General features: G+C 65.6%; 27 protein-coding genes. 11 read left to right on the top strand and 16 right to left on the bottom strand.

Annotation, left to right across the window (positions count from 1 at the left end; genetic code table 11):
• Positions 1-19: 19 nt before the first annotated feature.
• The 11 genes from pdxJ to rpoE all read right to left on the bottom strand — a co-directional run bounded on the left by pdxJ (position 20) and on the right by rpoE (position 10126).
• Positions 20-766, bottom strand: a complete 747-nt coding sequence (gene pdxJ, locus PJW05_RS08110; protein ID WP_271411204.1) for a pyridoxine 5'-phosphate synthase — start codon at positions 764-766, stop codon at positions 20-22.
• Complete coding sequence (gene recO / locus PJW05_RS08105) at positions 759-1457, bottom strand: DNA repair protein RecO (RefSeq protein ID WP_271411203.1); 699 nt, start codon at positions 1455-1457, stop codon at positions 759-761. The genes pdxJ and recO overlap by 8 nt, the downstream gene beginning before the upstream one ends.
• Positions 1458-1464: 7 nt before the next feature.
• A complete protein-coding gene (gene era / locus PJW05_RS08100; protein ID WP_271411202.1) occupies positions 1465-2367 on the bottom strand; it encodes a GTPase Era in 903 nt (300 codons plus the stop codon).
• Positions 2360-3049 carry a ribonuclease III gene (gene rnc, locus PJW05_RS08095; RefSeq protein ID WP_271411201.1) on the bottom strand — a complete coding sequence of 230 codons (690 nt, stop codon included), beginning with the start codon at positions 3047-3049 and terminating at the stop codon, positions 2360-2362. Before rnc ends, era begins: the two co-directional genes overlap by 8 nt.
• The gene (locus PJW05_RS08090) at positions 3046-3423 is read right to left on the bottom strand and encodes a DUF4845 domain-containing protein (protein ID WP_271411200.1); all 378 of its coding nucleotides are present in this window, start codon (positions 3421-3423) and stop codon (positions 3046-3048) included. The genes rnc and PJW05_RS08090 overlap by 4 nt, the downstream gene beginning before the upstream one ends.
• Before the next feature lie 115 nt (positions 3424-3538).
• Positions 3539-4393 (bottom strand): signal peptidase I, encoded by an 855-nt coding sequence (lepB, locus tag PJW05_RS08085; RefSeq protein ID WP_271411199.1) that lies wholly within the window; start codon positions 4391-4393, stop codon positions 3539-3541.
• 5 nt (positions 4394-4398) lie between these two features.
• The gene (gene lepA / locus PJW05_RS08080) at positions 4399-6198 is read right to left on the bottom strand and encodes a translation elongation factor 4 (protein ID WP_271411198.1); all 1800 of its coding nucleotides are present in this window, start codon (positions 6196-6198) and stop codon (positions 4399-4401) included.
• Positions 6199-6349: 151 nt separating this feature from the next.
• Entirely contained in the window at positions 6350-7774 is a 1425-nt protein-coding gene (locus PJW05_RS08075) for a DegQ family serine endoprotease (protein ID WP_271411197.1), read from the bottom strand.
• A 192-nt stretch (positions 7775-7966) separates the two neighbouring features.
• Positions 7967-8917 carry a MucB/RseB C-terminal domain-containing protein gene (locus PJW05_RS08070; RefSeq protein ID WP_271411196.1) on the bottom strand — a complete coding sequence of 317 codons (951 nt, stop codon included), beginning with the start codon at positions 8915-8917 and terminating at the stop codon, positions 7967-7969.
• Between the two features lie 8 nt (positions 8918-8925).
• On the bottom strand, positions 8926-9513 hold the full coding sequence (locus PJW05_RS08065; protein WP_271411195.1) for a sigma-E factor negative regulatory protein: 588 nt from the start codon (positions 9511-9513) through the stop codon (positions 8926-8928).
• 31 nt (positions 9514-9544) lie between these two features.
• Positions 9545-10126 carry an RNA polymerase sigma factor RpoE gene (rpoE, locus tag PJW05_RS08060; RefSeq protein WP_044870604.1) on the bottom strand — a complete coding sequence of 194 codons (582 nt, stop codon included), beginning with the start codon at positions 10124-10126 and terminating at the stop codon, positions 9545-9547.
• 381 nt (positions 10127-10507) lie between these two features.
• On the opposite strand from rpoE, the gene nadB reads away from it, so the two are divergent.
• Positions 10508-12124 (top strand): L-aspartate oxidase, encoded by a 1617-nt coding sequence (nadB, locus tag PJW05_RS08055; RefSeq protein WP_271411194.1) that lies wholly within the window; start codon positions 10508-10510, stop codon positions 12122-12124.
• Here the strand turns inward: nadB and PJW05_RS08050 are convergent.
• The gene (locus PJW05_RS08050; RefSeq protein WP_271411193.1) at positions 12093-12545 is read right to left on the bottom strand and encodes a protein YgfX; all 453 of its coding nucleotides are present in this window, start codon (positions 12543-12545) and stop codon (positions 12093-12095) included. The two genes, nadB and PJW05_RS08050, sit on opposite strands and share 32 nt — an antisense overlap.
• Positions 12529-12783 (bottom strand): FAD assembly factor SdhE, encoded by a 255-nt coding sequence (locus PJW05_RS08045; RefSeq protein ID WP_271411192.1) that lies wholly within the window; start codon positions 12781-12783, stop codon positions 12529-12531. Before PJW05_RS08045 ends, PJW05_RS08050 begins: the two co-directional genes overlap by 17 nt.
• Positions 12784-12902: 119 nt before the next feature.
• On the opposite strand from PJW05_RS08045, the gene ygfZ reads away from it, so the two are divergent.
• The 3 genes from ygfZ (at position 12903) to PJW05_RS08030 (ending at position 15534) form a co-directional block, all read left to right on the top strand.
• Entirely contained in the window at positions 12903-13844 is a 942-nt protein-coding gene (gene ygfZ, locus PJW05_RS08040; RefSeq protein ID WP_271411191.1) for a CAF17-like 4Fe-4S cluster assembly/insertion protein YgfZ, read from the top strand.
• A gap of 28 nt (positions 13845-13872) precedes the next feature.
• On the top strand, positions 13873-14709 hold the full coding sequence (locus PJW05_RS08035; RefSeq protein WP_271411190.1) for an HDOD domain-containing protein: 837 nt from the start codon (positions 13873-13875) through the stop codon (positions 14707-14709).
• Positions 14710-14778: 69 nt separating this feature from the next.
• Positions 14779-15534 carry a substrate-binding periplasmic protein gene (locus tag PJW05_RS08030; protein ID WP_271411189.1) on the top strand — a complete coding sequence of 252 codons (756 nt, stop codon included), beginning with the start codon at positions 14779-14781 and terminating at the stop codon, positions 15532-15534.
• Between the two features lie 132 nt (positions 15535-15666).
• On the opposite strand, the gene PJW05_RS08025 is transcribed toward PJW05_RS08030, so the two are convergent.
• Both PJW05_RS08025 and PJW05_RS08020 read right to left on the bottom strand, forming a co-directional pair.
• Positions 15667-17052 carry a sensor histidine kinase gene (locus PJW05_RS08025; protein ID WP_271411188.1) on the bottom strand — a complete coding sequence of 462 codons (1386 nt, stop codon included), beginning with the start codon at positions 17050-17052 and terminating at the stop codon, positions 15667-15669.
• Positions 17045-17716: a response regulator gene (locus PJW05_RS08020; RefSeq protein WP_271411187.1), complete on the bottom strand. Its 672-nt coding sequence runs from the start codon at positions 17714-17716 to the stop codon at positions 17045-17047. The genes PJW05_RS08025 and PJW05_RS08020 overlap by 8 nt, the downstream gene beginning before the upstream one ends.
• Positions 17717-17918: 202 nt before the next feature.
• Between PJW05_RS08020 and PJW05_RS08015 the strand changes: the two genes are divergently transcribed.
• The 6 genes from PJW05_RS08015 (at position 17919) to PJW05_RS07990 (ending at position 24190) form a co-directional block, all read left to right on the top strand.
• Positions 17919-19184 carry an OprD family porin gene (locus tag PJW05_RS08015; RefSeq protein WP_271411186.1) on the top strand — a complete coding sequence of 422 codons (1266 nt, stop codon included), beginning with the start codon at positions 17919-17921 and terminating at the stop codon, positions 19182-19184.
• Between the two features lie 30 nt (positions 19185-19214).
• Positions 19215-20189, top strand: coding sequence for a tripartite tricarboxylate transporter substrate binding protein (locus PJW05_RS08010; protein WP_271411185.1), 975 nt, complete (start codon positions 19215-19217; stop codon positions 20187-20189).
• Positions 20190-20253: 64 nt separating this feature from the next.
• A complete protein-coding gene (locus tag PJW05_RS08005) occupies positions 20254-20697 on the top strand; it encodes a tripartite tricarboxylate transporter TctB family protein (protein WP_271411184.1) in 444 nt (147 codons plus the stop codon).
• Position 20698: 1 nt separating this feature from the next.
• On the top strand, positions 20699-22210 hold the full coding sequence (locus PJW05_RS08000) for a tripartite tricarboxylate transporter permease (protein WP_271411183.1): 1512 nt from the start codon (positions 20699-20701) through the stop codon (positions 22208-22210).
• Entirely contained in the window at positions 22203-23225 is a 1023-nt protein-coding gene (locus tag PJW05_RS07995) for an AbrB family transcriptional regulator (RefSeq protein WP_271411182.1), read from the top strand. The genes PJW05_RS08000 and PJW05_RS07995 overlap by 8 nt, the downstream gene beginning before the upstream one ends.
• A 101-nt stretch (positions 23226-23326) precedes the next feature.
• A complete protein-coding gene (locus PJW05_RS07990; protein WP_271411181.1) occupies positions 23327-24190 on the top strand; it encodes a DUF6279 family lipoprotein in 864 nt (287 codons plus the stop codon).
• Positions 24191-24194: 4 nt separating this feature from the next.
• On the opposite strand, the gene ung is transcribed toward PJW05_RS07990, so the two are convergent.
• On the bottom strand, positions 24195-24890 hold the full coding sequence (gene ung, locus PJW05_RS07985; RefSeq protein WP_271411180.1) for a uracil-DNA glycosylase: 696 nt from the start codon (positions 24888-24890) through the stop codon (positions 24195-24197).
• A gap of 109 nt (positions 24891-24999) precedes the next feature.
• On the opposite strand from ung, the gene PJW05_RS07980 reads away from it, so the two are divergent.
• Positions 25000-25845, top strand: a complete 846-nt coding sequence (locus PJW05_RS07980; RefSeq protein ID WP_271411179.1) for an HDOD domain-containing protein — start codon at positions 25000-25002, stop codon at positions 25843-25845.
• Positions 25846-25913: the final 68 nt, after the last annotated feature.

The following is a 25913-nucleotide window of genomic DNA, read 5'->3' as shown; positions in this document are numbered from 1 at the left end:
ACCTGCCCTTCGATGTTGCTTAGCGCGGCGCAGCCGCCGAAACGATCAACTGCTTCATCTCAACCACCGCCTGCTTGAAGCCCACGAACAGGGCGTGAGCCACCAGCGCGTGGCCGATGTTCAGCTCGTTGATGCCGGGGATGGCCGCCACCGGTTCGACGTTGTGGTAGTGCAGGCCATGGCCGGCATTGACGATCAGGCCGAGCCTGAGGCCCAGGGCGACACCGTCCTCGATGCGCCGCAGTTCGCGGGCGGCCTCTTCCGGCGTGTGCGCATCGGCATAGCGGCCGGTGTGCAACTCGATGGCCGGCGCGCCGACACGATGGGCCGCCTCGATCTGCGCGGGGTCTGCGTCGATGAACAAGGACACCTCGCTGCCCACCTTCGCCAGGCGTTCCACCGCCGCCTTGATGCGGGCTTCCTGGCCAGCGACGTCGAGGCCGCCTTCGGTGGTGAGTTCCTGGCGGGTCTCCGGCACCAGGCAGACGTGTTCGGGGCGGATTTCCTCGGCAAAGGCCATCATCTCCTCGGTGACGCCCATCTCGAAGTTCATGCGGGTCTGCAGAACGTCCTTGAGCAGGCGCACGTCGCGCTCCTGGATGTGCCGGCGGTCTTCACGCAGGTGCACGGTGATGCCGTCGGCGCCGGCCTCTTCGGCGTCCAGCGCCGCCTTCACCGGGTCCGGGTAACGGGTGCCACGGGCCTGGCGAAGGGTGGCGACGTGGTCGATGTTGACGCCCAGAAGTACACGATTGGCTTCAGTCACGGAGAGGTTCCTTGATCGTCATGAATAGCTCGCGGCTGACCAGCGGCCGACCGCCCAGGTGAGGTGCCAGGGCCTGACGCATCAGGCGCTTGGCCGCGCCGAGAGCACCCGGGGCGTCCCAGTCGGCATCAGCCAGGGCAAGGAGTTCGCGGCCCTGGAACAGGCCGGGCTGCAATTGACCCACCGGCTCCAGGCCGGCATCGGGCAACAGGCGATAGATGCCTTCGGGGGCGATGGGCTGCCCGGCCAGATCCCGATCCAGCGCGAAACCATAGCCCAGCTCGTCCAACAGACGCCATTCGAAGGCGCGCAGCAGGGGTTCCAGCGGACGGTTGGCGGCCAGTGCCTGGAGGGTGGCGGCGTAGTGGTCGAAAAGCGCAGGCTGCGGGTCTTCGGCCGGCAGCAGGCGAATCAGCAGCTCATTGAGGTACAGGCCACTGAACAGCGCTTCGCCCGCCAGCAGGTTGGGGATACCGGCACTTTCCAGCCGGGCAACGTTTTTCAGTTCGCCACGGCCACGAATCTCGGCTTCGAGCGGCAGGAACGGCCGCGCCAGGGTGCCGGCCTTGCCGCGCGCACCGCGCAGTACCGCGCGCAGCCGGCCTTCGGGGGTGAAGAAGTCGACCAGCGCGCTGCTTTCCCGATAGGCCCTGCTGTGCAGAACGAACGCCGGTAGCGCCGCGCCGATCATGAGGGGCTCAGAGGTCGTTGTAGCCCAGGGAACGCAGGGCCCGCTCGTCGTCGGACCAGCCGCCCTTCACTTTCACCCAGAGGTTGAGCATGACCTTGGAGTCGAACATGGTTTCCATGTCCTTGCGGGCGTCCTGGCCGATGCGTTTGATGCGCTCGCCGCCGTCGCCGATGATGATTTTCTTCTGGCCGTCCCGCTCCACCAGGATCAGGGCGTGGATGTGCAGGACATGACCTTCCTGCTTGAACTCTTCGATTTCCACGGTGATCTGGTAGGGCAGCTCGGCGCCCAGCTGGCGCATGATCTTCTCGCGCACCAGTTCGGCAGCGAGAAAACGGCTGCTGCGGTCGGTGATCTGGTCTTCCGGGAAAAAGTGATCGCCCTCCGGCAGGCGCTCGGCCACCAGACGCTCCAGCGTGTCCAGGTTGTGGCCCTGGAGGGCGGAAATGGGCACCAGTTCAGCGTTCGGAAGCTGCTCCTGGAGCCAGGACAGGTGCGGGATCAGCTCACCCTTCTCGTCCATGCGGTCGGTCTTGTTCACCGCAATCAGCACCGGTCCCTGCACGTACTGCACGCGCTCCAGCACCAGTTGGTCTTCTTCGGTCCATCGATCGCGGTCCACCACGAAGACCACCACATCCACATCCTTCAACGCCGCCGAAGCGCTGCGGTTCATGTAGCGGTTCAGCGCCTTGTCGCTCTTCTTGTGCAGGCCGGGGGTGTCGACGTAGATCGCCTGCACACCGCCCTCGGTCTTGATGCCCAGCATGTTGTGGCGAGTGGTCTGCGGCTTGCGCGAGGTGATTGCCAGCTTCTGCCCGAGGATGTGGTTGAGCAGCGTCGACTTGCCCACATTGGGACGGCCGACGATGGCGACGTAGCCACAACGGGGGGTATCGATATCAGTCATTGCCATTCTCCACACCAAGGGCGACCAGGGCGGCGGCGGCGGCCACCTGCTCGGCGATGCGGCGGCTGGCGCCCTGCCCCTGGGTCTTGTCATTCAGCAGGGTGACCTGGCACTCGACGAAAAACGTCCGGCAGTGCGGTTCGCCCTGGATATCCACCACCTCATAGCGTGGCAGCTCGCAGGCCCGGGACTGCAGGAACTCCTGCAGGCGGGTCTTGGGATCCTTGTTGGTATCCACCAGGGTCAGGCCGTCAAGCTCGTTGGCCAGCCAGGCGAGGACGCGCTCGCGCGCGGCCTCCATCCCGGAATCCAGGTAGATCGCGCCGATCAGCGCTTCCAGTGCATCGGCGAGGATCGATTCGCGGCGGAATCCGCCGCTCTTCAGCTCACCCGAGCCGAGGCGCAAGTACTCACCCAACTCGAAACCGCGAGCCAGCAGCGCCAGGGTTTCACCCTTCACCAGGCGCGCTCGCAGCCGTGACAGCTGCCCTTCGCGAGCCTGGGGAAAGCGTTCGAACAGGGCCTCGCCGGCGACGAAATTGAGAATGGCATCGCCGAGAAACTCGAGGCGCTCGTTATTGCGCCCCGCGTAACTGCGGTGAGTCAGGGCCAGAGTCATCAGACTCTGTTCCTTGAAGGTATAGCCGAGCTTACGCTCGAGACGGCTGAGGGATACGCTCACTGGGTTCGCACACGGAATTCTTTGTCGAAGCGCACCACCAGATCGAGGTTCTCGACCAGCGGCTCGCGTTTTTCATACTTGAGGTGCGCCTCGAACTGGTCGTTCTGCAGGGTCACCGTCAACGCCTTTTCCAGGTCCAGGTCACGAATGCCGTTGACCTGCATGCCCTTGGAGACATGGCTATAGAAGTCGGGAATGCTCCGGATTTCCAGGGCCTTCTCGGTTTCCATCGACGTGATGATCTTCTCCAGGGAGAAGAAGTCGAGGTAATGCGGGATGATCTTGAAGGCGGTGCTGGCGAGGAAAGCCACTACGGCCAGAACCAGCAGCCAACCCAGAACCGACATACCCTTCTGCTTACGCGCGAACGTCATGATCGACCTCAATGTCTGTGTTTTTATGGAGGCCGGTTGGCCCGCAAGCAAGACTATATAGCGACTGCGGCGCTGTCATGAACAGCGCCGCAAAACCGCAATGGCGAGCGGACCGTCAGTGAATCAGGCCCACTCGGGAGAAGTTCGGCAGGTTGCGCAGTTTGGGATCGGGCCAGCTCATCCACACGGCGAACGCCTTGCCGACGATATTCCGGTCCGGAACCATGCCGAGCAGGTCCTTCGGAATTCGGGGATCGTTCCAGTAGCGGCTGTCGTTGGAGTTGTCCCGGTTGTCGCCCATCATGAAGTAATGCCCTTGGGGCACCACCCACTCGCGGCCTGGCTCCATGCGATAGCGCTTCATTTCCTTGCGGATCAGATGCTCGGCCTCGCCCAGCTTCTCGTGATAGAGATTGGCGCTCCCCAGGGTGCCCGGCTCTTCACCGATCAGCTTCTCGGCGACCGGCTGGCCATTGATGGTCAGGCGCTTGTCGCTGCTGTAGGCGACGCGGTCACCGGGCAAGCCGATCACGCGCTTGATGTAGTTGATGTTCGGGTCGCTGGGGTAGCGGAACACCATGACGTCGCCGCGTTGCGGATCGCCGATTTCGATCACCTTGTTGTCCAGCACCGGCAGGCGGATGCCGTAGGCGAACTTGTTGACCAGGATGAAGTCGCCCACTTCCAGGGTCGGCTTCATGGAGCCGGAGGGAATCTGGAAGGGCTCGACCAGGAAGGAGCGCAGCACCAGCACGATGGCCAGCACGGGGAAGAAGGACTTCCCGTACTCCACCAACAGCGGCTCCTTGTTCAGCCGGTCGAGAACCTCGGGGTCGGGCTCGCTGACTTGCCCCTCATAGGCGGCAATCGCGGAGCGCCGGCGCGGCGCCAGCAGAACCAGGTCGATAAGTGCAAGCACGCCGCAGACTGCCACGGCGATAACCAACAACAGCGGGAAATTGATCGACATAGACCCTAGCTATCCACTTTGAGCACAGCGAGGAAGGCTTCCTGCGGGATTTCCACGCTGCCAACCTGCTTCATCCGTTTCTTACCGGCCTTCTGCTTCTCCAGCAGCTTCTTCTTACGGCTGACGTCGCCGCCGTAGCACTTGGCCAGAACGTTCTTCCTGAGCGCCTTTACAGTAGTTCGCGCAACGATCTGTCCACCGATCGCCGCCTGGATCGCCACGTCGAACATCTGCCGTGGGATCAGTTCCTTCATCTTCTCGGTCAGCGCGCGGCCTTTGTAGTGGGCCTGGTCGCGATGCACGATGAGTGCCAGGGCATCGACCTTCTCGCCGTTGATCAGCACGTCCAGCTTGACCAGATTAGCCGGTTCGAAGCGATCGAAGCTGTAGTCCAGCGACGCATAACCACGACTTACCGACTTCAGGCGGTCGAAGAAGTCCAGCACCACCTCGTTCATCGGCAGGTCGTAGCAAACCTGGACCTGGGAACTGAGGAACTGCATGTCGCGCTGGACACCGCGCTTCTCGATGCACAGGGTGATGACGTTGCCGAGGTGCTCCTGGGGCACCAGGATGTTGGCGCGCACGATGGGCTCGCGCATCTCGGCGATGGAAGCGAGGTCGGGCAGTTTGGACGGGTTGTCGACGTAGATGATGTCGCCGTTCTTCTGCACGATCTCGAACACTACGGTCGGCGCGGTGGTGATCAGGTCCAGGTCGTATTCGCGCTCCAGGCGCTCCTGGATGATCTCCATGTGCAACATGCCGAGGAAGCCGATGCGGAAGCCAAAGCCCAGGGCCTCGGAGCTTTCCGGCTCGTACTGCAGGGCGGCGTCGTTCAGGGTCAGCTTCTGCAGCGCTTCGCGAAAGTCCTCGAAGTCGTCGGAGCTGACAGGGAACAGACCGGCGTAAACCTGCGGCTTGATGCGCTGGAAACCCGGCAGAACGTCCACATCAGGGGTATTGGACAGGGTCAGGGTGTCTCCCACCGGAGCGCCATGAATGTCCTTGATACCGGCAATGATGAAGCCCACTTCGCCCGCCTTGAGATCAGGCATCTCGGTGTGCTTCGGGGTGAATACACCGACGCTGTCCACCTGATGGACCTTACCGGTGGACTTCACCAGGATCTTGTCGCCCTTCTTCACCCGGCCGTGCTTGACCCGCACCAGCGAGACCACGCCCAGGTAGTTGTCGAACCAGGAGTCGATGATCAGGGCCTGCAGCGGAGCGTCAATCTCGCCTTCCGGCGCCGGGATCACCTCCACCAGGCGCTCCAGCACGTCGATCACGCCCATGCCGCTCTTGGCACTGCAGGGCACGGCGTCGGTGGCATCGATGCCGATGATGTGCTCGATCTCTTCCTTGACCCGCTCCGGCTCGGCCTGGGGCAGGTCCATCTTGTTCAGCACCGGCATGACCTCCAGGCCTTGCTCGATGGCGGTGTAACAGTTGGCTACGGACTGGGCTTCCACGCCCTGACCGGCGTCCACCACCAGCAGCGCGCCTTCGCAGGCAGCCAGGGAGCGGCTCACCTCGTAGGTGAAGTCCACGTGTCCGGGGGTATCGATGAAGTTCAGCTGATAGGTCTTACCATCCTGCGCCTTGTAGTGCAGGGTGACGCTATGGGCTTTGATGGTGATGCCGCGCTCGCGTTCCAGGTCCATGGAGTCCAGCACCTGGGCCTCCATCTCGCGGTCGGACAGACCGCCGCACATCTGGATGAAGCGGTCCGCCAGGGTCGACTTGCCGTGGTCGATGTGGGCGATGATGGAGAAATTGCGGATATGACTCAGGTCACTCACGGATGGACACTCGAAAAAGCCGCGAGCAGGCTGCTCGCCGAAAAATAGCGGGGGAGTTTACCTGATCGGCGGCCAGCCCGTCACGCCCATGCGGCGGAAGACGAAAACGAAAAAGGCGGCCCCGGGGCCGCCTTTTCATACCACTACCGTCTTATTCAGCCAGCTTGAAGGTAATGAAGCTGGCACGGCCCTGGCGCAGCACGCGCATGGACACCGAACGGTTCTTCGGCAGCTCCTTGGCGATCTGCGTGAAAGCCTTGGCCGAGGCGATGGCCTGGTTATTCAGATGGGTGATCACATCACCCGGACGCAGGCCCATCATGGCGGCAGGACCGTCCTGCACCTCCTTGATCACCACGCCACCCTGGATATCCAAGGCCTTCTTCTGCTCGCTGGTCAGTTCGACCACGCTCACGCCGAGGCGATTGCTGCTGCGTTCGACCCCGTCGCCGGTGGCCGCGGCCATCTCGTCACCGTCTTCCGGCAGGGCGCCGATAGCCATGTCGAGGGTCTTGCGGCTGCCGCCGCGCACCACGTCGAGACTGATCTTGCTGCCCGGCTTGAGGTTGCCCACCAGATGCGGAAGGTCGGCGGAAACCACGATCGGCTGATCGTTCATGCTGAGGATGACGTCACCCACTTGCAGACCGCCCTTGGCTGCCGGGCCACCCTCCTGGACTTGGGCCACCAGGGCGCCGGCCGGCTTGTCCAGGCCGAAGGACTCGGCCAGGTCCTTATTCACTTCCTGAATCACCACGCCCAGCCAGCCACGACTGACCTTGCCTTCGGACTTGAGCTGGTCCGCCACGCCCATGGCCACGTCGATCGGGATGGCGAAGGACAGCCCCATGAAGCCGCCGGATCGGGTGAATATCTGCGAATTGATGCCGACCACCTCGCCATCCAGATTGAACAGCGGGCCGCCGGAATTACCCGGGTTGATGGCCACGTCGGTCTGGATGAAAGGCACATAGTTCTCGTTCGGCAGGCTGCGACCCTTGGCACTCACGATGCCCGCGGTGACCGAGTGATCGAAGCCGAAAGGCGAGCCGATGGCCAGCACCCAACTGCCCACCTTGAGTTCGTCGGACTTGCCGATCTTGACGATCGGCAGGTTCTTGCCCTCGACCTTCAACAGCGCCACGTCGGTACGCGGGTCGGCGCCGATCAGCTTGGCTTCCAGCTCGCTGCGGTCCGACAGCCGCACGATGATCTCATCGGCATCGGCCACCACGTGGTTGTTGGTCAGGACATAGCCGTCCTTGGAGATGATGAAGCCGGAACCCAGGGACTGCGCCTCGCGCTGGCGCCCTCCCTGGGGATTGCGCGGCATCTGCGGCATGTTGCGTTCGAAGAACTCGCGCAGCATGGGCGGCAGCCCTTCCAGGTCGGGCATCACTTGGGGTCCGCCCGCACCACGCTGGGGCACCTTCTGCCGGGTACTGATGTTGACCACCGCCGGAGACGCCTCTTCGACCAGAGGCGTGAAGTCCGGCAGCTCGGCGCGGGCCACTAGGGTTTGACCGAGCAGCAGCAATGCGGCCACGGCGGTCATGCAGGATTTTAGGTTAAGCATCGACATACAGCTCCCGTCGCATAACGAGTGGTATGGACTCACCGGACCGCCCGGTCCGGTGAACAAAACAGCAACATGAAAGCAAAACGAGCCCGGGGCGTCAGCCCCAGGCTCGGTGGAACATCGTGAAAAAGACAAGCCGGGAGCCCATGCTCCCGCCTCGCAAGATGGCGGCGGATCCTCCAGCAGGGATCATTGTGTCGCTGAAGCCTCCGCTGCCCGCATGGACAGGGCAACCCGCTCGGCCGTTCCCAGGGGAATTTCACCGACCACGGTCACCATCACGTCGCCATCCGCCGTGCTGACCCGCTTGGACACCATGACCGTCGGCCCCAGTTGGCTGCGCGCATCCTCGACAACGGCACCGTGCAGCGGCTCGAGGAACACCGAAAAGCGCGCCAGGCCGTCACTGTAAAGCAGACTGGACACCGAATCGGAAGAAGCCGGGCTACGGCGCTGCTGGGCGCCGGTGAGGCTAAAGCCCGGCGGCAACCATTCGGAGCGCCACCGGGCCGGCTTGTCGGCCTGCGCCTCGCCGACCCGCACCGCCTTGCAGGCTGGACCGGGCTGCAGATCGGCATCGGCCGGCGCAGCGGAGGTATCGATCTGGGTGAACTGGAAGCGCTCCAGCAACTGCCCCTTGTCGCTCAGGAGCAGCGACTTCAGCGGCAGGCCGGTGTCACGGTCCAGGTGCAGTTCGAAGCCGTAGCGATGCTGGTCACGGGGGGTCAGGGTCAGGACCACGGCCACTCGACCGGCGACGCGCGATTCGCCGGCCAGGCGCAGGTCATACCACTCGGAAAGCTGTTTCCCATCGAAGGCACGAGCCGGCCATACCTCGCTATCGGACATCTGGCCGGATAGGGCGCCACTCACACATTGTGTGCGGCCGTTGATGCGCACCACTTCTTGCGACGGACCATCGAGCTGCAACAGACGCTCGCGCACTTCCCCGCCCTGCCGGACCTGATGCCAGACTTCGTGCGTGGAGAAACTCCCATTTCGTTCGTAGACGAAGACTCCCTGGAAACTCTGACGCTGCTCCGCATCGGCGAGGCGCTGCAGCCAGTCCTGAGCGTCGGCGGCGTGGGCTGATTGAATCAGCCAGCCGCCCAGCAAGATGAATACCGGAAGTGCGCGCATGTTCCTCCTCAGCGGCTCTCCAGACTGGCTGCGCGAGCGTAGGGCAGTACGCTGTCGCTACCGCTCATCGCGGCCTGCTGCGCATGCTGCCGCAGGTATGCCGGCAAGCGTTTCTCGTGCCAACCGGACGACTGGTTCACGCCGATGGGCTGCTGCGCCTGCTGGGTCTCTTCACTATAGCCAGCCAGCACCGCGCCTTGCTGGGCCTGCGGCATGACCATGGTGGGTTGACTGCCCTGCTGCGCCAGTTGCTGGGTACCTGCGACCTCGTCCTGGTTGTACAGGCGTACGCCGGCCAGCACGGCCACTGTCACGGACGCTGCGACCGCCAGACGCCCCAGGCTGCGCCAGGGGCCGCGCGCCACCTTGGTCGGCGGCACCGCCTCCTCGGCCAGGGCGGCCGATACCGCGGCGGCGATGTCCAGGCGCGGCTCCAGCAACTCCTTGTGCATCACGGCCCGGGCGATCTGGTAACGCGACCAGGTAGCTCGCAACTCTTGATCTTCGCTGGCGGCGAGCACTCGACGCAGCTCCAGTTCGTCCGCCTCGTTATCCATCACCGCGGACAGCGATTCCTGCAAAGCTTCACGACTCATGGCGGTTCCTCTCTTGGCTGTCGCCGCTGTCTCAGGTTCCATGCAACAGAGGTTGCAAGGCTTTATCGATGGCTTCCCGCGCTCTGAAGATGCGGGATCGCACAGTACCGACCGGACATTGCATAACGCTGGCAATGTCTTCGTAACTCAGGCCATCGAACTCGCGCAGGGTCAACGCCGTGCGCAGATCTTCAGGCAATTGCTGGATGCTCCGGTGCACTGTGGCCTCGATCTCATCGCGGAGCAGCGCTCGCTCCGGCGACTCGATATCCTTGAGGGCGTGGTCGCCGTCGTAGAACTCGGCGTCCTCAGCACTTACATCGCTGTCCGGCGGGCGTCTGCCACGCGCCACCAGATGGTTCTTCGCCGTGTTGATGGCGATACGGTACAGCCACGTATAAAACGCACTGTCGCCGCGAAAGTTTCCGAGCGCGCGGTAAGCCTTGATGAAGGCTTCCTGAGCGACGTCCTGGGCTTCCTGGGCGTCATGCACGAAACGCACGATCAGCCCCAGAATCTTGTGCTGGTATTTCAACACCAGCAGATCGAAAGCCCGCTTGTCGCCCCGCTGCACCCGTTCGACCAGTTGCTGATCCTGTTCCTGGGTTAGCATGAACACTCCTCGTCGATCTCGAAGGGGTGTTGCGCCAGCCAGTGGATCGGCTTGCCAAAATAGACTCGGGCGTTGCGCAAAAGTTCTCCCCTCCAAGCAAGCTTCCTGCAGATTGTCTTTTCATCTGCACAGCATGACGCAGCAGGGCCAGTGGCCTTGCTGCGCAGAATATTAGTCGCTTGATCTACAGGCATCCGGGCTGCACATTTCATGTGCATTCGTCGCGTCAGAGTAAGCAAGCACCGTCTCTTTAAAATGGTGACCCTGAATGGAACCTGAACGACTAAAAAAGTTCCCTGGCTCCATGCAAGATCATAAGCGCGCTATTGTGCCCAGCCCCCCAGCTATATACTAGCCGCCGCTTTTTTCGCGGGAACCGACATGAGCCAACATCTCCAGCATGACGTACTGGTCATCGGCAGCGGCGCCGCCGGCCTGACCCTGGCCCTCACCCTCCCCTCGCACCTGAGCGTCGTCGTGCTGAGCAAGGCTGATCTCAGCAATGGTTCGACCTACTGGGCCCAGGGCGGCGTGGCCGCGGTGCTGGACACTACCGACACGGTCGAATCCCACGTAGAGGACACCCTGGTCGCCGGTGCCGGCCTGTGCCGCGAAGACGCCGTGCGTTTCACCGTGGAACACAGCCGTGCCGCCATCCAATGGCTGATCGACCAGGGCGTGCCCTTCACCCGCGACGACGAAAGCGCCCGCGAGGACGGCGGCTTCGAGTTCCACCTGACCCGCGAGGGCGGCCACAGCCACCGGCGCATCATCCACGCCGCCGACGCCACTGGCGCGGCCATCTTCAACACCCTGCTGGAACAGGCGAAGAAGCGCCCCAATATCCAACTGCTGGAGCAGCGAGTCGCCGTCGACCTGATTACCGAGCGCAAGCTCGGCCGCAAGGGTCAGCGCTGCCTGGGGGCCTATGTCCTGAACCGCAGCAACGGCGAAGTGGATACCTTCCACGCCCGCTTCACCGTGCTCGCTTCCGGCGGCGCGGCCAAGGTCTACCTCTATACCAGCAATCCCGACAGCGCCTGCGGCGACGGCATCGCCATGGCCTGGCGCGCCGGATGCCGGGTAGGCAACCTGGAGTTCAACCAGTTCCACCCCACCTGCCTCTATCATCCGCAGGCCAAGAGCTTCCTGATCACCGAGGCCGTGCGTGGCGAAGGTGGCCTGCTCAGGCTACCCAACGGCGAGCGTTTCATGCAGCGCTTCCACCCGCGGGCGGAACTGGCACCGCGCGATGTGGTGGCCCGCGCCATCGACCATGAAATGAAGCGACTGGGCGTGGACTGCGTCTACCTGGACATCAGCCACAAGCCCGCCGAGTTCGTGAAGAGCCATTTCCCCACCGTCTACGAACGCTGCCTGGACTTTGGCATCGACATCACCCGCGAGCCGATTCCGGTAGTGCCGGCGGCGCACTACACCTGCGGCGGCGTCCTGGTGGACCAGCATGGGCGAACCGACATCCCCGGCCTCTACGCCATCGGCGAAACCAGCTTCACCGGGCTGCATGGCGCCAACCGCATGGCCAGCAACTCGCTGCTGGAGTGCTTCGTCTATGGCCGCTCGGCGGCGGAAGACATTCTCAGCCAACTGGGCAAGGTTGCGATGCCCACCAGCCTGCCGACCTGGGATGCCAGCCAGGTGACCGACTCGGACGAGGACGTGATCATCGCCCACAACTGGGACGAACTGCGGCGATTCATGTGGGACTACGTGGGCATCGTGCGCACCAACAAGCGCCTGCAGCGCGCCCAGCACCGGGTCCGCCTGCTGCTCAGCGAGATCGACGAGTTCTACAGCAACTACAAAGTCAGCCGCGACCTGATCGAGCTGCGCAACCTGGCGCTGGTCGCGGAACTGATGATCCGCTCAGCCATGCAGCGCCATGAAAGCCGCGGCCTGCACTACACCCTGGACTACCCGCAACTGCTTCCCGAGGCCAGGGACACTATTCTGGTGCCGCCCACCTACGGCGACTGAACCCCAGCCTGACCCGCAACCGGCGGTGCTGCTCGCGATCGAGGGCATCCGCCGGAATGCACAGCCCCCTCGCCCACCACTCGCCCGACAGGCGGAAGCGCAGGATCACCGCTTGCGGCAGCGCCAGACTGTCCGGCCGCAGCTGCACCGGCCGCCAGCCGTCGGCCGAACGCCAGAGCTGCCAGCCGTCGCCATCCAGGCGCAAACCGGTAAAGGCCCAGGGGGAGTTCAGGAGAATCTGCCGGGGCAGACACCAGGCTGCATGAATCGCGAGGGCGGAGAAGCCGGCGAAGCGCGCCCAGAGGGGAATCCCGGCGAACGACAGGGCCAGGGCGGCCAATAGCGACAGGATCAGGTAGAGGACCAACAGGCGCCGCGACGGGCGCCAGTGGCATTCGAAGACATCACTTGGGCTGGACACGGTCCAGGATCATCCGAACCATGCGGCGCAGGTCCGCATCCTCCGGCTCGCCACGCTGCATGAACCAGCCGAACAGATCCTGGTCCTCGCACTCCAGAAGCTTGCGGTAGCGGGCCTGGTCCTCGGCGTCGAGGCTCGAATAAACCTCCTGCACGAAGGGCACCAGGAGCACGTCCAGTTCGAGCATGCCGCGACGGCTGTGCCAGAAGAGTCGGTTCAGTTCAATTGCGTCGGCCATCACAGCGCCTCCAGGAAAGAGGCGCGCATTATAACCACAGCCGCCTCGCCGGGCACCCGCTGACAAGCCACCGGCGGGACTCTATGATGGCGCCCCAGACTTTTTTCCAGCGATCCGCAATGGCCCACTCCGCATTCTTCTGCCTGCTCACTCACGAAGGCCTGCTCGCCGTCCGCGGCGTGGATGCCGCGAAGTTCCTACAGGGCCAGGTGACCTGCAACCTCAACTACCTGGACCAGTCCACCAGCAGCCTGGGCGCCCGTTGCACGCCCAAGGGCCGGATGATTTCCAGTTTCCGCATCCTGGCCCAGGGCGACGGCTTCCTGCTGGCGCTGTCCAGCGACCTGCTGGAAGCGCAGTTGAACGACCTGAAGAAGTACGCCGTCTTCTCCAAGTCCACCCTGATCGACGAAAGCGCCGACTGGGCACGCTTCGGCCTCAGCCAGGGCGACGGCGCCCTCCTCGCCCTCGGCCTGGACCTTCCCCAAGCCGCCGACAGCGTCGCCCGCGACGGCAACCTGATCGCCATCCGTCTGCCCGACGGCCGCGCCGAACTCTGGGCGCCCAGTGCCGAAGCCGCCAGCCTGGAAGCCCGCCTGGCCGCGCACCTGCCTCGCGCAGAACTGCAAGCCTGGCTGCTGGCCCAGGTGCGCGCCGGCATCGGCCAGGTCTTCGGCAGCACCCGCGAGCTGTTCATCCCGCAGATGATCAACCTCCAGGCCCTGGGCGGCGTCAGCTTCAAGAAAGGTTGCTACACCGGCCAGGAAATCGTTGCCCGCATGCAGTACCTGGGCAAGCTCAAGCGCCGCCTCTACCGCCTTGAGCTGGCCGCCGGCGAAGCGCCCCTTCCCGGTGTCGAACTGTTTTCGCCGGTGCACCAGAGCTCGGTAGGCGAAGTGGTGCTGGCAGCCCCGGCGGCCGAGGGTTGCGAGCTGCTCGCCGTGCTACAGGAGGATGCCGTGAACGATGGCCGCCTCTACCTGGGTGCCGCCGACGGCCCGGCGCTCGACCTGCTGGATCTGCCCTATACCCTGGACGCCGACCGCGAAATCCAACGCTAGTCCTTTCCGGCCAATGACGAGGAAGTGAATGAGCAAGCTAGCCGACAAAGTCCAACAGGAACTCATCCAGGCCATCGAAAGCGATGAACTGGTGCTGCCAACCCTGCCGGAAGTCGCACTGAAGGTGCGCGAAACCGCCGAAGACCCGAATGCCAGCATCCAGGATCTGGCCAAGGTGATCGGCAACGACGCCGCGCTGACCGCCCGCATCATCAAGGTGGTGAACAGCCCGCTGCTGCGCACCAACAAGGAAATCACCGACCTGCAGATGGCCATCAGCCGACTGGGCATCAACTACACCAGCAACCTGGCCACGGGCCTGGCCATGGAGCAGATGTTCCAGGCCACCACGGACGTGGTCGACCGCAAGATGCGCGAGGTCTGGAACAAAAGCACCGAAATCGCCGGCATCTGCCACGTGCTGTGTCGCCACTACACCCGCCTGATGCCCGACCAGGCCACCCTGGCCGGCCTGGTGCACCAGATTGGCGTGCTGCCGATCCTCACCTACGCCGAAGAACACAACGAACTGCTGGCCGACTCCATCAGCCTGAACCACGTGATCGAGCGCATTCACCCGCTGATCGGCGACCGCATCCTGCGTGCCTGGGAATTCCCCGAGCCGATCGCCGCCGTCCCCAGCCAGCACCTGGACTTCAACCGCAACTCGGCACGCGTCGACTATGTCGACATCGTCCAGGTCGCAACCCTGCAAAGCTACCTCGGCAGCGAGCACCCCTACACCCAGCTGGACTGGAGCCAGGTGCCCGCCTTCGGCAAGCTCGGCCTCGACCCCAACGTCGACATGCAGGCCGACGAGGACCTCTCCGCCGCCATGGAAGCGGCCATGGGCATGCTGCAGTAACAACCCTGCGCGCATTCGCCCATCCGGCGCTAGACTCAGGCATCCCCTGACGTCGCTGGATGGATCCGGATGCGCGTTTTCCTGCTCGCTTTCTGCCTCTTATTCCACGGGCTCGCCACCGCGGAAGAGGTGCGCCTGACCAACGGCGAATGGGCACCCTATCTGGGTGCCAGCCTGCCCCACCAGGGCGTGGCGTCGCGCATAGTCGAGGAAGCCTTCGCCCTGGAAGGCGTCCAGGTGCACTGGGAGTTCTACCCCTGGGCCCGTTCGATGTACCTGGCCGAACGCGGCGAACGCGCCGGCACCGCCGTCTGGCTACGCAGTCCGGAACGGGAAAGGACCTTCTACATCAGCGACCCGGTGATCGAGAGCACCTACTACCTGTTCCACCGCAAGGACCGTCCCCTGGACTGGCGGCAGGTTGCCGACCTCAAGGGTCTGCGCCTGGGCGGCGCCATCGGCTACGACTACGGCACGGCCTTCCAGCGGGCCGAGCTGGGCGGGCAAATCCAGGTCAAGCGCCTGAGCAACGAGGAACAGGGAATGCGAATGGTCCTGGCAGGCCGGCTGGATGCCTTCCCGATGGACAAGGTGGTTGCCTTCTCCCTGCTCAACGACCGCTTCAGCTCCGCCGAACGTGCGCGCTTGAGTTTCCACCCACTCCCGCTGCGCAGCGACGGCCTGCACCTGATGCTTTCCCGCGAGGTACCCGGCAATGCCGAGCTGATTGTGCGCTTCAACAAAGGCCTGGCCCGGCTGCGGGAAAGCGGCAAGGTCGCCCAGTACCTGCTGGAAGTGCAGCAGCCGCTATCCCTGGCGCCGTAGGTCTGGATCGCCTGTGGGAGCGGAGCTGACCTCAAGGCCCTTGCAGCCCTCGCGAGTGAACATCCACGTTCGTAGGACGTGGCTTCCTCTCTCAAATGATTTCGCTCGTTCAGCGGGCCCATTGCGAACGCCTCACGCCGCCGGGAAACGCACCCGCACCTTCAAGCCACCCGCATCGCCGTCATGCAGGCTGATCTCCGCCTGGTGAGCGCGGCAGATCTCGCCGACGATGGCCAGGCCCAGTCCAGCCCCGCCGCTCTGCGCGTTGCGCCGATAGAAGCGCTGGAACACCTTGTCGCGCTCCTCGGGCGGGATGCCGCTGCCGTCGTCTTCCACTTCCAGCACCGCCGGCGCACGTACCCGCAGGATCACGTTGCCGCCCTTGGGCGTGTGGGCCAGGGCGTTGTCCACCAGGTTGCAGAGCAGCTCGTTGAGCAAGGTCGGCTCGCCCATCACCCAGGCCTGGTCCTCCGCCTCCAGGGCCAGGGCGATGCCGCGGGCGTGGGCCAGCGGCGCCAGGGCCATGCCCAGCTCGCGGGCAATCTGGCCCAGTTCGATACGTTCGGCGCCGCCTTCGGCGATGGCCCGCGCACCGCTCTCGATGCGCGCCAGGGACAGCAACTGGTTGGCCAGATGGGTCAGGCGATCGGTGTTCTGCGCCGCCACCTCCAGGGTCGAGCGCCAGATCGCCGGGTCCTGCTCGCGCAGCCCCAGTTCCACCCGCGCCTTGAGGGCGGCCAGGGGCGTGCGCAACTCGTGGGAGGCGTCGGCAATGAAGTCCGCCTGGCGCTGGAACAGCCCGCGCAAGCGCTCGGTGAACTGGTTGAGGGCATCCACCAGGGGCCGCAGCTCACGCTGCACCGCCACCTCGGGCAAGGGCCGCAGATCGTCGGCCTGGCGTTCCTCCACCGCCAGGCGCAGCTTGTTCAGGGGCCGCAACGCCGCGCTCACCGCCAACCACACCAGCAATAGTGCCGCCACCACCAGCAGCGCCAGGCGCCACAGGCTGTCCACCAGCAGGCCCCGGGCCAGTCGTTCGCGGGCGCTTTCGGTCTCCGCCACGCGGATTTCCGCGATGCCGTTCAGGCGCGGCTCGCTCACTGGCTGCATCAGGCTCACCACGCGCACCCCGACACCCTCGTACTCGGCATCGTAGAAACGCGCCAGGGCCGGATAGTCGTCGGTGCGTCGGGTGCCCGACGGCGGCGGTGGCAGGTGCTCGTAGCCGGAAACCAGTTTCCCGTCGGGGTCGATCACCTGGTAGAAGATGCGCCCGGCGCTGTCGTAGGCGAAGACATCCAGGGCCACATAGGGCACGTCCGCCTTCAGGCGCCCGTCATTTTCGTAGAGGCCGTCGGCGATGGCCCGCGCCGAAGCCAGCAGGGTGCGGTCATAGGCGGTATCGGCGGCCTCGCGGGCATTCCAGTAAGCACTCAGGCTGGCAATCAGCAGCAGGCCGCCAAGCATCAGCGCCAGGCGGCGCAACAATCGCCCGCGCAGGCTACCGGCTTCACGCATCCGGGCTCTCCAGCAAGTAGCCCAGGCCACGGAAGGTGACGATGCGCACCGCGTTGCCCTCCAGCTTCTTGCGCAGGCGATGAATGTAGATCTCGATGGCGTCGGGGCTGGCCTCCTCGTCCAGGCCGAACACCTGGGAAGCCAGTTGCTCCTTGCTCATCACCCTGCCCGGCCGGGCGATCAGGGCCTCCAGCACGGACTGCTCGCGGGACGTCAGGCTGAGGATGTCCCCGTCCAGGCTGAAGCGCCGGGTGCCCAGGTCATAGACCAGCGCCCCGCAGCGCTGCTGCTGTTCGCCGCCGAGCACGCTGCGGCGCAGCAGCGCCTTGACGCGCGCTTCCAGCTCGGTCAGCTCGAAAGGCTTGGCCAGGTAGTCGTCCGCGCCGAGGTTGAGGCCATGGACCCGGTCCTTCACCTCGCCTCGGGCGGTGAGCATCAGCACCGGCAAGGTCTTGCCACGGCCGCGCAGGCGCGCCAGCACCTCGAAGCCGTCCAGGCGCGGCAGGCCCACGTCCAGCACCGCCAGGGCGTAGTCCTCGCTGGCCAGGGCCAGATCGGCGGCCACGCCGTCATGCAGCACGTCCACCGTCCAGCCCGCGCTCTTGAGTACCTGGGCAACGCTTTCAGCCAGCTGGGGATGGTCTTCGACCAGCAGGATTCGCACGACAAAGCCTCCGAAATGGCAGCGATCGCCCAGCAGTTTAACGGGCAGTCGGAGCCTGTGAACGCCGCTGCGGTTTTCTTTCACGCTGAAAGGCTGGCGAAAGTTTCACTGCATAGCATCGCGACAGGGTGGCAAGGACCACCCGCCAAACAGCTGGCCCGTGGTTGCGCCGGCTGACAAAAACAACAACGGAGACCACCCGATGCTCACTGCCGCACGGCAGGCGCTTCCGCCTGTTCGCACCCTCAGCCTGGCCATCGCCGGCTGCACCCTGGCCACCCAGGCCCAGGCCGAGTTCTTCAAGGACAGTTCGGCCACCCTCGAAGCCCGCAACATCTACCTGAACCGCGACTTCCACGACGGCAGCGGCCAGTCCAAGCGCGAGGAATGGGCGCAAGGCTTCATCCTCAATATCGAATCCGGGTTCACCGAAGGCACCGTCGGCGTCGGCCTCGATGCCCTCGGCATGCTCGGCATCAAGCTCGACTCCGGTCCCGGCCGCAGCGGCACCGACCTGCTGCCGGTGCAGGACGACGGCGGCACGCCGGACGAATACAGCAAACTGGGCCTGACCGCCAAACTGCGCGCCTCGCAGAGCGAGCTGCGCCTCGGCACCCACATTCCCGAACTGCCGGTGGTGAAGGCCAGCGACAGCCGCATCCTGCCCCAGGTGTTCGAAGGCGGCCTGCTCACCTCGAAGGAAATCAGCAACCTGACCTTCACCGGCGGACGCCTCTCGGAGGTCAAGGACCGCGCCTCCACCAACTCCGAAGACCTGGCCATCAACAACAAGAACAAGCGTTTCGCCGCTGCCGCCACGGGCGATCACTTCGACCTGGCCGGCGCCGACTATGCCTTCAGCAAGCACTACACCGGCCGCTACTACTTCGCCGAACTGGACGAGGTCTACCGCCAGCATTTCTTCGGCCTGCTGGCCAGCCACCCGCTTGGCGCCGGCACCCTGAGCGCGGACCTGCGCTACGCGGTGAGCGACGACAGCGGCCGCGCCGAAGCCGGCAAGGTGGACAACCGCGCGCTGAACGGCATGCTCAGCTACGGCCAGGGCAGCCACAAGGTCGGTCTGGGCTACCAGCGCATGAGCGGCGACACCGGCTACGCCTACATCGATGGCAGCGACCCCTTCCTGGTCAACTTCGTGCAGATCAACGACTTCGCCAACGCCGACCAGCGTTCCTGGCAGGCCCGCTACGACCTGGACTTCGCCGCCCTGGGCGTGCCCGGCCTGAGCTTCATGACCCGCTACATCACCAGCGACAACGCCCAGGTCACCGGCAGCCCCGAGGAAGGCCGCGAGAGGGAGCGCGACGTCGAGTTCAAGTACGTGGTGCCCAGCGGCAGCCTGAAGAACCTGACCTTCCGAGCCCGCCACGCCGGATTCCGTTCCACCTTCGCCCGCGATGCGGACGAACTTCGCCTGATCGTCAGTTATGCACTGCCGATCTGGTGACCCACAATAAAACTCCACAGGAGACCTTCGATGAAAACCGCCCTCTCCCGCATCGCCCTGATTACCTCCGGCCTGCTGCTCTCGACTCAATTGCTGGCCGAACCCAAGCGCCCCGAGTGCATCGCCCCGGCCAAGCCCGGCGGCGGCTTCGACCTCACCTGCAAGCTGGCCCAGAGCGGTCTGAAGGACGGCGGCCTGCTGAAGGCGCCGATGCGCGTCACCTACATGCCGGGCGGCGTCGGCGCCGTGGCCTATAACGCCGTGGTGGCCCAGCGGCCGAAGGACGCCGGCACCATCACCGCCTTCTCCTCGGGCTCCCTGCTCAACCTGGCCCAGGGCAAGTTCGGCCGCTATGACGAGAACGCCGTGCGCTGGCTGGCCGGCATCGGCACCGACTACGGCGCCATCTCGGTGCGCGCCGACTCCCCCTACCAGACCCTCGACGACCTGGTGGACGCAGTGAAGAAGGACCCGGCCGCCATCGTCTTCGGCGCCGGCGCCACCATCGGCGGTCAGGACTGGATGCAGACCGCGCTGATCGCCCGCGCCGCCGGCATCGACCCGCAGAAGCTGCGCTACGTGGCCTTCGAAGGCGGCGGCGAAACCCTCACCGCAATGCTCGGCGGCCACGTGCAGGTCACCAGCAGCGGCCTGGGCGAAGTCACCCCGCAGCTCGCCGCCGGCAAGATCCGCGTCCTCGCGGTGCTGTCCGAGCAGCGCCTGCCGGGCAAGCTGGCCGATCTCCCCACGGCCAAGGAGCAGGGCTACGACATCACTTGGCCGGTGATCCGCGGCTTCTACATGGGCCCGGAAGTCAGCGACGAGGACTTCAACTGGTGGAAGCAGCAGTTCGACACCCTGCTGGCCAGCGAGGACTTCTCCAAGCTGCGCGAACAGCGTGACCTGTTCCCCCTGAGCCTCACCGGCGACCAGTTGAAGAGCTACGTCCTCGACCAGGTGAAGCAGTACAAGCTGCTCGCCGGCGAATTCGGCCTGGCGCAGTAATCCTCCCATCAAGGCCCCCTCTCCCGCGGGGAGAGGCGGCTTCCGTACTTCCAGGTAAACCGCCATGTACGTACGAATCTTTGCTGCGGTCTGGCTGCTCGTCTGCGCCCTGCTCGCCGTGGTCGCCTGGGGCTTCCAGGCGCCCTTCAGCTACGACCCGGTGGGCCCGCGCGCCTACCCCCTGCTGCTGCTGTTCCTGATGGCCGTGGCCGCCCTCTGGCTGATCTACAAGCCGGGGGATGCCGAGCACCTGCCGATTTCCTGGCCCCTGGCGCGCAAGGTCGCGCTCTTCATCGCCGGCCTGTTCGCCTATGCCCTGCTGTTCGAGCCCCTGGGCTTCGTCCTCAGCACCGCCCTGGCGGGGTTCGGCCTGGGCCTCCTGTTCAACGGCCGCCCGCTGCCGAGCCTGGTCAGCGGCGTGCTGATGGGTGCGCTGCTCTACGGCCTGTTCGACTACCTGCTGGACGTCCCGCTGCCCCTCGGCCTGCTGGGCATCCTGGAGAACTGAGATGGAAACCCTGAACTTCCTGGCCCAGGGCTTCGACGTCGCCCTGCGCCCGATCAACCTTCTGGTGGCGCTGTTCGGCGCCTTCATCGGCACCGTCGTCGGCCTGCTGCCGGGCCTGGGCCCGATCAACGGCGTGGCGATCCTGCTGCCGCTGGCCTTCGCCCTTGGCCTGCCGCCGGAAACCGCGCTGATCCTGCTGGCCGCCGTGTACCTGGGCTGCGAGTACGGCGGACGCATCTCCGCCATCCTGCTCAACGTGCCAGGCGACGCCGCCGCCATCATGACCACCCTCGACGGCTACCCGCTGGCGCGCCAGGGCAAGGCGGGCATCGCCCTGTCGCTGTCGGCCATGAGTTCCTTCATCGGCAGCACCATCGCCACCATGGGCGTGGTGCTGTTCGCGCCGATCCTGGCCAACTGGGCGGTGGCCTTCGGACCGGCGGAGTACTTCGTGCTGATGGTCTTCGCCATCGCCTGCCTGGGCGGCATGGTCGGCGACAAGCCGGTCAAGACGCTGCTTTCGGCGCTGATCGGCCTGGGCCTGGCAACGGTCGGCGTTGACGCCACCACCGGTGTCTACCGCTTTACCTTCGACAGCATCGGCCTCTCCGACGGCATCCAGTTCGTCATTGTGGTCATCGGCCTGTTCAGCGTCAGCGAGATGCTGCTGATGCTCGAACACACCACCACCGGCCAGAAGGCGGTGAAGACCAGCGGACGCATGCTGTTCAACCTCAAGGAATTCGCCTCCACCTGGTGGACCAGCGTGCGCAGCGCCCTGGCCGGCTTCGTCATCGGCGTGCTGCCGGGCGCCGGCGCCACCATCGCCAGCGCCATCACCTACATGAGTGAAAAGCGCATGGCCGGTGCCTCCGGCCGCTTCGGCGAGGGCGACCTGCGCGGCCTGGCGGCGCCGGAGGCGGCCAACAACGCCTCGGCCTGCGGTTCGCTGATCCCCATGCTGACCCTCGGCGTACCGGGCTCCGGCACCACCGCGGTGATGATCGGCGCCCTGACGCTGTACAACATCACCCCCGGCCCGCTGCTGTTCGAGCAGCAGCCCGACGTGGTCTGGGGCCTGATCGCCTCGCTGTTCATCGGCAACGTCATCCTGCTGGTGATGAACATCCCGCTGGTGGGCCTGTTCTCGCGCATGCTCAGCGTACCGACCTGGGTCCTGGTGCCGGCCATCACCGTGGTCAGCGTGGTGGGCGTGTATGCCGTGCACAGCACCACCTTCGACCTGGTGCTGATGGCCGCCCTCGGCGTCTTCGGCTACCTGCTGCGCAAGATGGACTTCCCGCTGTCCTCGCTTATCCTCGGTTTCGTCCTCGGCGAGCTGATGGAGTCCAACCTGCGTCGCGCCCTGTCCATCACCAACGGCGATCTCGGCATTCTCTGGAGCAGCCCGATCACCATCGCCCTCTGGGTACTCACCGCCGTGATGCTGGCCCTGCCGGGCATCCGCTGGCTGCGTGCACGCCGGAGCAAGGCGAAGCTCGCCCATGCCTAGGTGGCTGCTGACGCCGCTGGTGGGCGTCATCGGTGGCTGGCTGGCCAGCCTGGTGGGCTGGCCGCTGCCCTGGATGGTCGGCTCGCTGCTGGCGGTAATCGCCGTGCGCTGCCTCGCCGATGTCCCCCTGGCCGAAGTACCGGGGGGGCGCAAGTGCGGACAATGGATCGTCGGCATCGGCATCGGCCTGCACTTCACCCCGGCGGTGATCGAGCAGGTCCTGGCCAACAGCGCCATCATCCTGGTCGGCGCCGTGGCCACCGCCCTCTCCAGCGTCATCGGCATCAGCCTGATGCTGCGCAGCGGCGAAGACCGCGCCACTGCCTTCTTCGCCAGCATGCCGGGCGGCGCCAGCGAGATGGTCAACCTCGGCCAGCGCAACGGCGCGGTGCTCAGCCGCGTCGCCGCCGGACAGAGCCTGCGGCTGCTGCTGGTGGTCCTCAGCGTGCCGGCACTGTTCCAACTGTTCGTCGGCCTGCCCGCCCTGCCGCACCAGGCGGCGCCGGTGGACTGGGGCTGGCTGGCCCTGCTGCTGGGCGGCGGCGCCCTGCTGGCGATGCTGATGCAGCGCTTCCACCAGCCCAACCCCTGGCTGATCGGCCCGCTGCTGGTCAGCGCCGCCCTGGCCATCGGCTTCGACCTGCAACTGGGCCTGCCGCACGGCGCCAGCCAGCTCGGCCAATGGCTGATCGGCAGCGCCCTGGGCTGCCATTTCGACCGCGCCTTCTTCCGCCGTGCCCCCAGCTTCATCGCCCGCACCCTGCTCGCCACCTCCCTGGGCATGGCCTTCGCCGCCGTGGCCGCCGAGCTGCTCGGCTGGCTGGACGGCCTCGACCACCGCTCGCTGATGCTCGGCATGATGCCCGGCGGCATCGCCGAACTCAGCCTCACGGCCGAAGCGCTGCAGCTCTCGGTGCCGCTGGTCACCGCCCTGCAGGTGCTGCGCCTGCTGCTGGTGCTGTTCCTCGCCGAGCCGCTGTTCCGCCGCTGGCAGCAATCACGAACCCACGCTTAGCCCGTCTCGCGCGGGCTCTTTTTCATGCTCCTGCAACCTCTGGTGGCGCACGTGGGTCCACCCTATGCTCTCCCCTATCCGTGGTTCGCCAAGGCCGAATAATGTCCAGACGCCTCGCCCCGCTTCGCCCACTGCTGATCATGAGCGCCTTCCTGCTGCTGGCGGCGTGCAGCCGGCTCGACCTGGCGTACCGCAACCTCGACCTGATCATCCCCTGGTGGATCGACGACTACGTCAGCCTCGACGCCAGCCAGCGCAACTGGCTCGAACCGCGCCTGCAGAAGCACCTCGCCTGGCATTGCAGCACCCAGTTACCGGAATACGTCGCCTGGCTGGAACAATCGCTCGAACTCAGCCGGCGCCGCCAGCTGAGCCCCGCCGACCTGCGTGGCCAATTCGGCCAGGTGCGCGGTGCCATCCGGCGCATCGCCGTGGAAATCACCCCGACCGTGCAAGACCTGGCGGAAAGCCTCACGCCCCGGCAGATGGGTGAGCTCTATGTGGCCCTGGACGAGCGCGACGCCGAACTGCGCGAGGAGCACGTAGAACCGCCGCTGAAGCAACAGATCGAGGAACGGGCGCAACGCATGCGCGAGCGGGTGGAGGACTGGTTCGGGCCGCTGCGATCGAGCCAGCGGGCACGCATCGACGCCTGGGCTCGTGGCCAGGGCGACTACAACCGGATCTGGGCGGAGAACCGCGAGGCCTGGCAGCAGGAACTGCGCCGAACCCTCTACGGCCGTCATACGGCGGACTTCCCGCGGCGCGTCACCGCCCTGTTGCAGCAACCTGAAGACTTCTGGACGCCCGCTTATCGCCAGGCCTACCGCGCGTCGGAAGCGGCCTTGGCCGAACTGCTGGCCGACCTGTTCAACAGCGCCGACGCGACCCAGCGCAACGCGCTGCGGGCGCGCATCCGCGAGATGGTGGCCGACCTGAAAGGGCTGGCGTGCTATCCGGGCTGAGCGTTCAGAGCTCGGGCAGGCGCCAGTCGATCGGACCCAGGCCGTGCTGGGCGAGGAACTTGTTGCAGCGGCCGAAATGGCCGTTGCCGAGGAAACCCCGGTAGGCCGACAGCGGCGACGGGTGCGCCGACTTCAGGATCAGATGCTTGGTGGGGTCGATCAGCCGCTCCTTGCTCTGGGCATGGGCCCCCCAGAGCAGGAACACCAGGTTCGGCCGCTGCTGGCTGACCACTTCGATCACCTTGTCGGTGAAGTGATGCCAGCCGGCGGCGGCATGGGAACCGGCGCGGGCCTGTTCGACCGTGAGGGAGGTGTTGAGCAGCAGCACGCCCTGCTCCGCCCAGGACTGCAGGTAGCCGTGGGACGGCATGTCGATGTTCAGGTCGCGCTTGAGTTCCTTGTAGATGTTCTGCAGCGACGGCGGTGCCGGCACGCCCGGTTGCACCGAGAAGCACAGGCCATGGGCCTGGCCCGGACCGTGGTACGGGTCCTGGCCGATGATCACCACCTTCACCTGTTCCAGGGGGGTGGAGTTCAGTGCGTTGAAGATCAACGGTCCCGGCGGGAAGATCACCTTTCCGGCGGCCTTTTCCTGGCGCAGGAAATCGCCCAGGGCCTTCATGTAGGGCTTGTCGAACTCGTCCCGCAGGGCTTCTTTCCAGCTCGCTTCGAGCTTGATCCGGTCGTCGCTTTCAGTCATCACGCTTTCTGTTCCATGGCGGTTGCCGGGGCGCTTCCCGCCCGATGGTCGGGCACCCTAAGAAATGCCCACTACCCTTGTCAATCAAGGACGCACGGAGCATTCCCGCATGGACAATCGTCACGACAGGGTGAAACTCGCGCTCTACGAGCACTTTCTCAAGGAGGCCGGTGCGTTGCCGCCAATGCCCGAAACCTCCGCGCACCTGCGCCGCTTGCCGGGTAGCGGCGCGCCCGCCCACGAACAGGCTGCTGCCCTGCTGGAAGGCCGTCCCGACCTGGCCGGGCGCCTGCTGGAATTCGCCGGCCTGCCGCTGCTCGGCCATATCCACCCTGGCACCGGCCTGCTGGACGTAGTCCGGCAACTCAACGCGCGGCGCCTGGCCAACCTGGTGCTGGCCTTCGAGCTGCGGAACCTCTTCGAGGGCGACGAACCCAGCCTGCGCAAGGTCTTCACCAAGCGCTGGAACCTCAGTCTGCAACGGGCCGCGCTCAGCGCCGGCCTGGCCCAGCACCTGCCCCACCTGGACGTGGAAGACGCCCTGCTGGCCGGCCTGCTGCAGGATGTCGGCTGTCTGCCGCTGCTCAAGGAACTGCACCGGTGGCCGCAGGTGTCGCGCCTGGAGGTCGACCTGCAGCGACTGTGCGAGCAGCTTTCCGCCGAGCTGGGCGACCTGCTGCTGGGGGCCTGGAAGCTGCCGGCGAGCCTGCAGGACTGCGCCCGCCTGCGCCGCGACTGGTGTCGCCAGCACAAGGGTCCGGTGGACCTGGCGGACGTGGTGCAGGTCGCCAGCCAGTTGCTGGAAGAACCCCGCGACGACAACCGCCTGGCCAGGCTGCCCGCCTACCAGCGCATGGAACTGCCGGCGCCCCAGGTCCTGCGCGCGGACCTGGCCGAAGTGGCGGCGCTGTGGCTCAAACTGTTGGGCGGTCGCCCCCTCACAGCGGAGGCATGACGCGTCTGTAGATTGGCGCCGAGCGTCGCGAGGCCCGGCGTCCGATACGGCTCCGACGTTGGGCTTCG

The sequence above is a fragment of the Pseudomonas sp. Q1-7 genome, assembly GCF_028010285.1.
GTDB lineage: Bacteria > Pseudomonadota > Gammaproteobacteria > Pseudomonadales > Pseudomonadaceae > Metapseudomonas.
Note: the sequence above shows the minus strand (reverse complement) of the source record. Positions and strands in the feature narration are given on the sequence as shown.

What these genes read in the sequence shown, in the direction of transcription:
- recO (WP_271411203.1), bottom strand. Translation starts at nt 1,457, where the DNA reads ATGATCGGCGCGGCGCTACCGGCGTTCGTTCTGCACAGCAGGGCCTAT.
- era (WP_271411202.1), bottom strand. Translation starts at nt 2,367, where the DNA reads ATGACTGATATCGATACCCCCCGTTGTGGCTACGTCGCCATCGTCGGC.
- PJW05_RS08090 (WP_271411200.1), bottom strand. Translation starts at nt 3,423, where the DNA reads ATGACGTTCGCGCGTAAGCAGAAGGGTATGTCGGTTCTGGGTTGGCTG.
- lepB (WP_271411199.1), bottom strand. Translation starts at nt 4,393, where the DNA reads ATGTCGATCAATTTCCCGCTGTTGTTGGTTATCGCCGTGGCAGTCTGC.
- PJW05_RS08075 (WP_271411197.1), bottom strand. Translation starts at nt 7,774, where the DNA reads ATGCTTAACCTAAAATCCTGCATGACCGCCGTGGCCGCATTGCTGCTG.
- PJW05_RS08070 (WP_271411196.1), bottom strand. Translation starts at nt 8,917, where the DNA reads ATGCGCGCACTTCCGGTATTCATCTTGCTGGGCGGCTGGCTGATTCAA.
- PJW05_RS08065 (WP_271411195.1), bottom strand. Translation starts at nt 9,513, where the DNA reads ATGAGTCGTGAAGCTTTGCAGGAATCGCTGTCCGCGGTGATGGATAAC.
- rpoE (WP_044870604.1), bottom strand. Translation starts at nt 10,126, where the DNA reads ATGCTAACCCAGGAACAGGATCAGCAACTGGTCGAACGGGTGCAGCGG.
- nadB (WP_271411194.1), top strand. Translation starts at nt 10,508, where the DNA reads ATGAGCCAACATCTCCAGCATGACGTACTGGTCATCGGCAGCGGCGCC.
- PJW05_RS08045 (WP_271411192.1), bottom strand. Translation starts at nt 12,783, where the DNA reads ATGGCCGACGCAATTGAACTGAACCGACTCTTCTGGCACAGCCGTCGC.
- ygfZ (WP_271411191.1), top strand. Translation starts at nt 12,903, where the DNA reads ATGGCCCACTCCGCATTCTTCTGCCTGCTCACTCACGAAGGCCTGCTC.
- PJW05_RS08035 (WP_271411190.1), top strand. Translation starts at nt 13,873, where the DNA reads ATGAGCAAGCTAGCCGACAAAGTCCAACAGGAACTCATCCAGGCCATC.
- PJW05_RS08030 (WP_271411189.1), top strand. Translation starts at nt 14,779, where the DNA reads ATGCGCGTTTTCCTGCTCGCTTTCTGCCTCTTATTCCACGGGCTCGCC.
- PJW05_RS08025 (WP_271411188.1), bottom strand. Translation starts at nt 17,052, where the DNA reads ATGCGTGAAGCCGGTAGCCTGCGCGGGCGATTGTTGCGCCGCCTGGCG.
- PJW05_RS08015 (WP_271411186.1), top strand. Translation starts at nt 17,919, where the DNA reads ATGCTCACTGCCGCACGGCAGGCGCTTCCGCCTGTTCGCACCCTCAGC.
- PJW05_RS08010 (WP_271411185.1), top strand. Translation starts at nt 19,215, where the DNA reads ATGAAAACCGCCCTCTCCCGCATCGCCCTGATTACCTCCGGCCTGCTG.
- PJW05_RS08005 (WP_271411184.1), top strand. Translation starts at nt 20,254, where the DNA reads ATGTACGTACGAATCTTTGCTGCGGTCTGGCTGCTCGTCTGCGCCCTG.
- PJW05_RS08000 (WP_271411183.1), top strand. Translation starts at nt 20,699, where the DNA reads ATGGAAACCCTGAACTTCCTGGCCCAGGGCTTCGACGTCGCCCTGCGC.
- PJW05_RS07995 (WP_271411182.1), top strand. Translation starts at nt 22,203, where the DNA reads ATGCCTAGGTGGCTGCTGACGCCGCTGGTGGGCGTCATCGGTGGCTGG.
- PJW05_RS07990 (WP_271411181.1), top strand. Translation starts at nt 23,327, where the DNA reads ATGTCCAGACGCCTCGCCCCGCTTCGCCCACTGCTGATCATGAGCGCC.
- ung (WP_271411180.1), bottom strand. Translation starts at nt 24,890, where the DNA reads ATGACTGAAAGCGACGACCGGATCAAGCTCGAAGCGAGCTGGAAAGAA.
- PJW05_RS07980 (WP_271411179.1), top strand. Translation starts at nt 25,000, where the DNA reads ATGGACAATCGTCACGACAGGGTGAAACTCGCGCTCTACGAGCACTTT.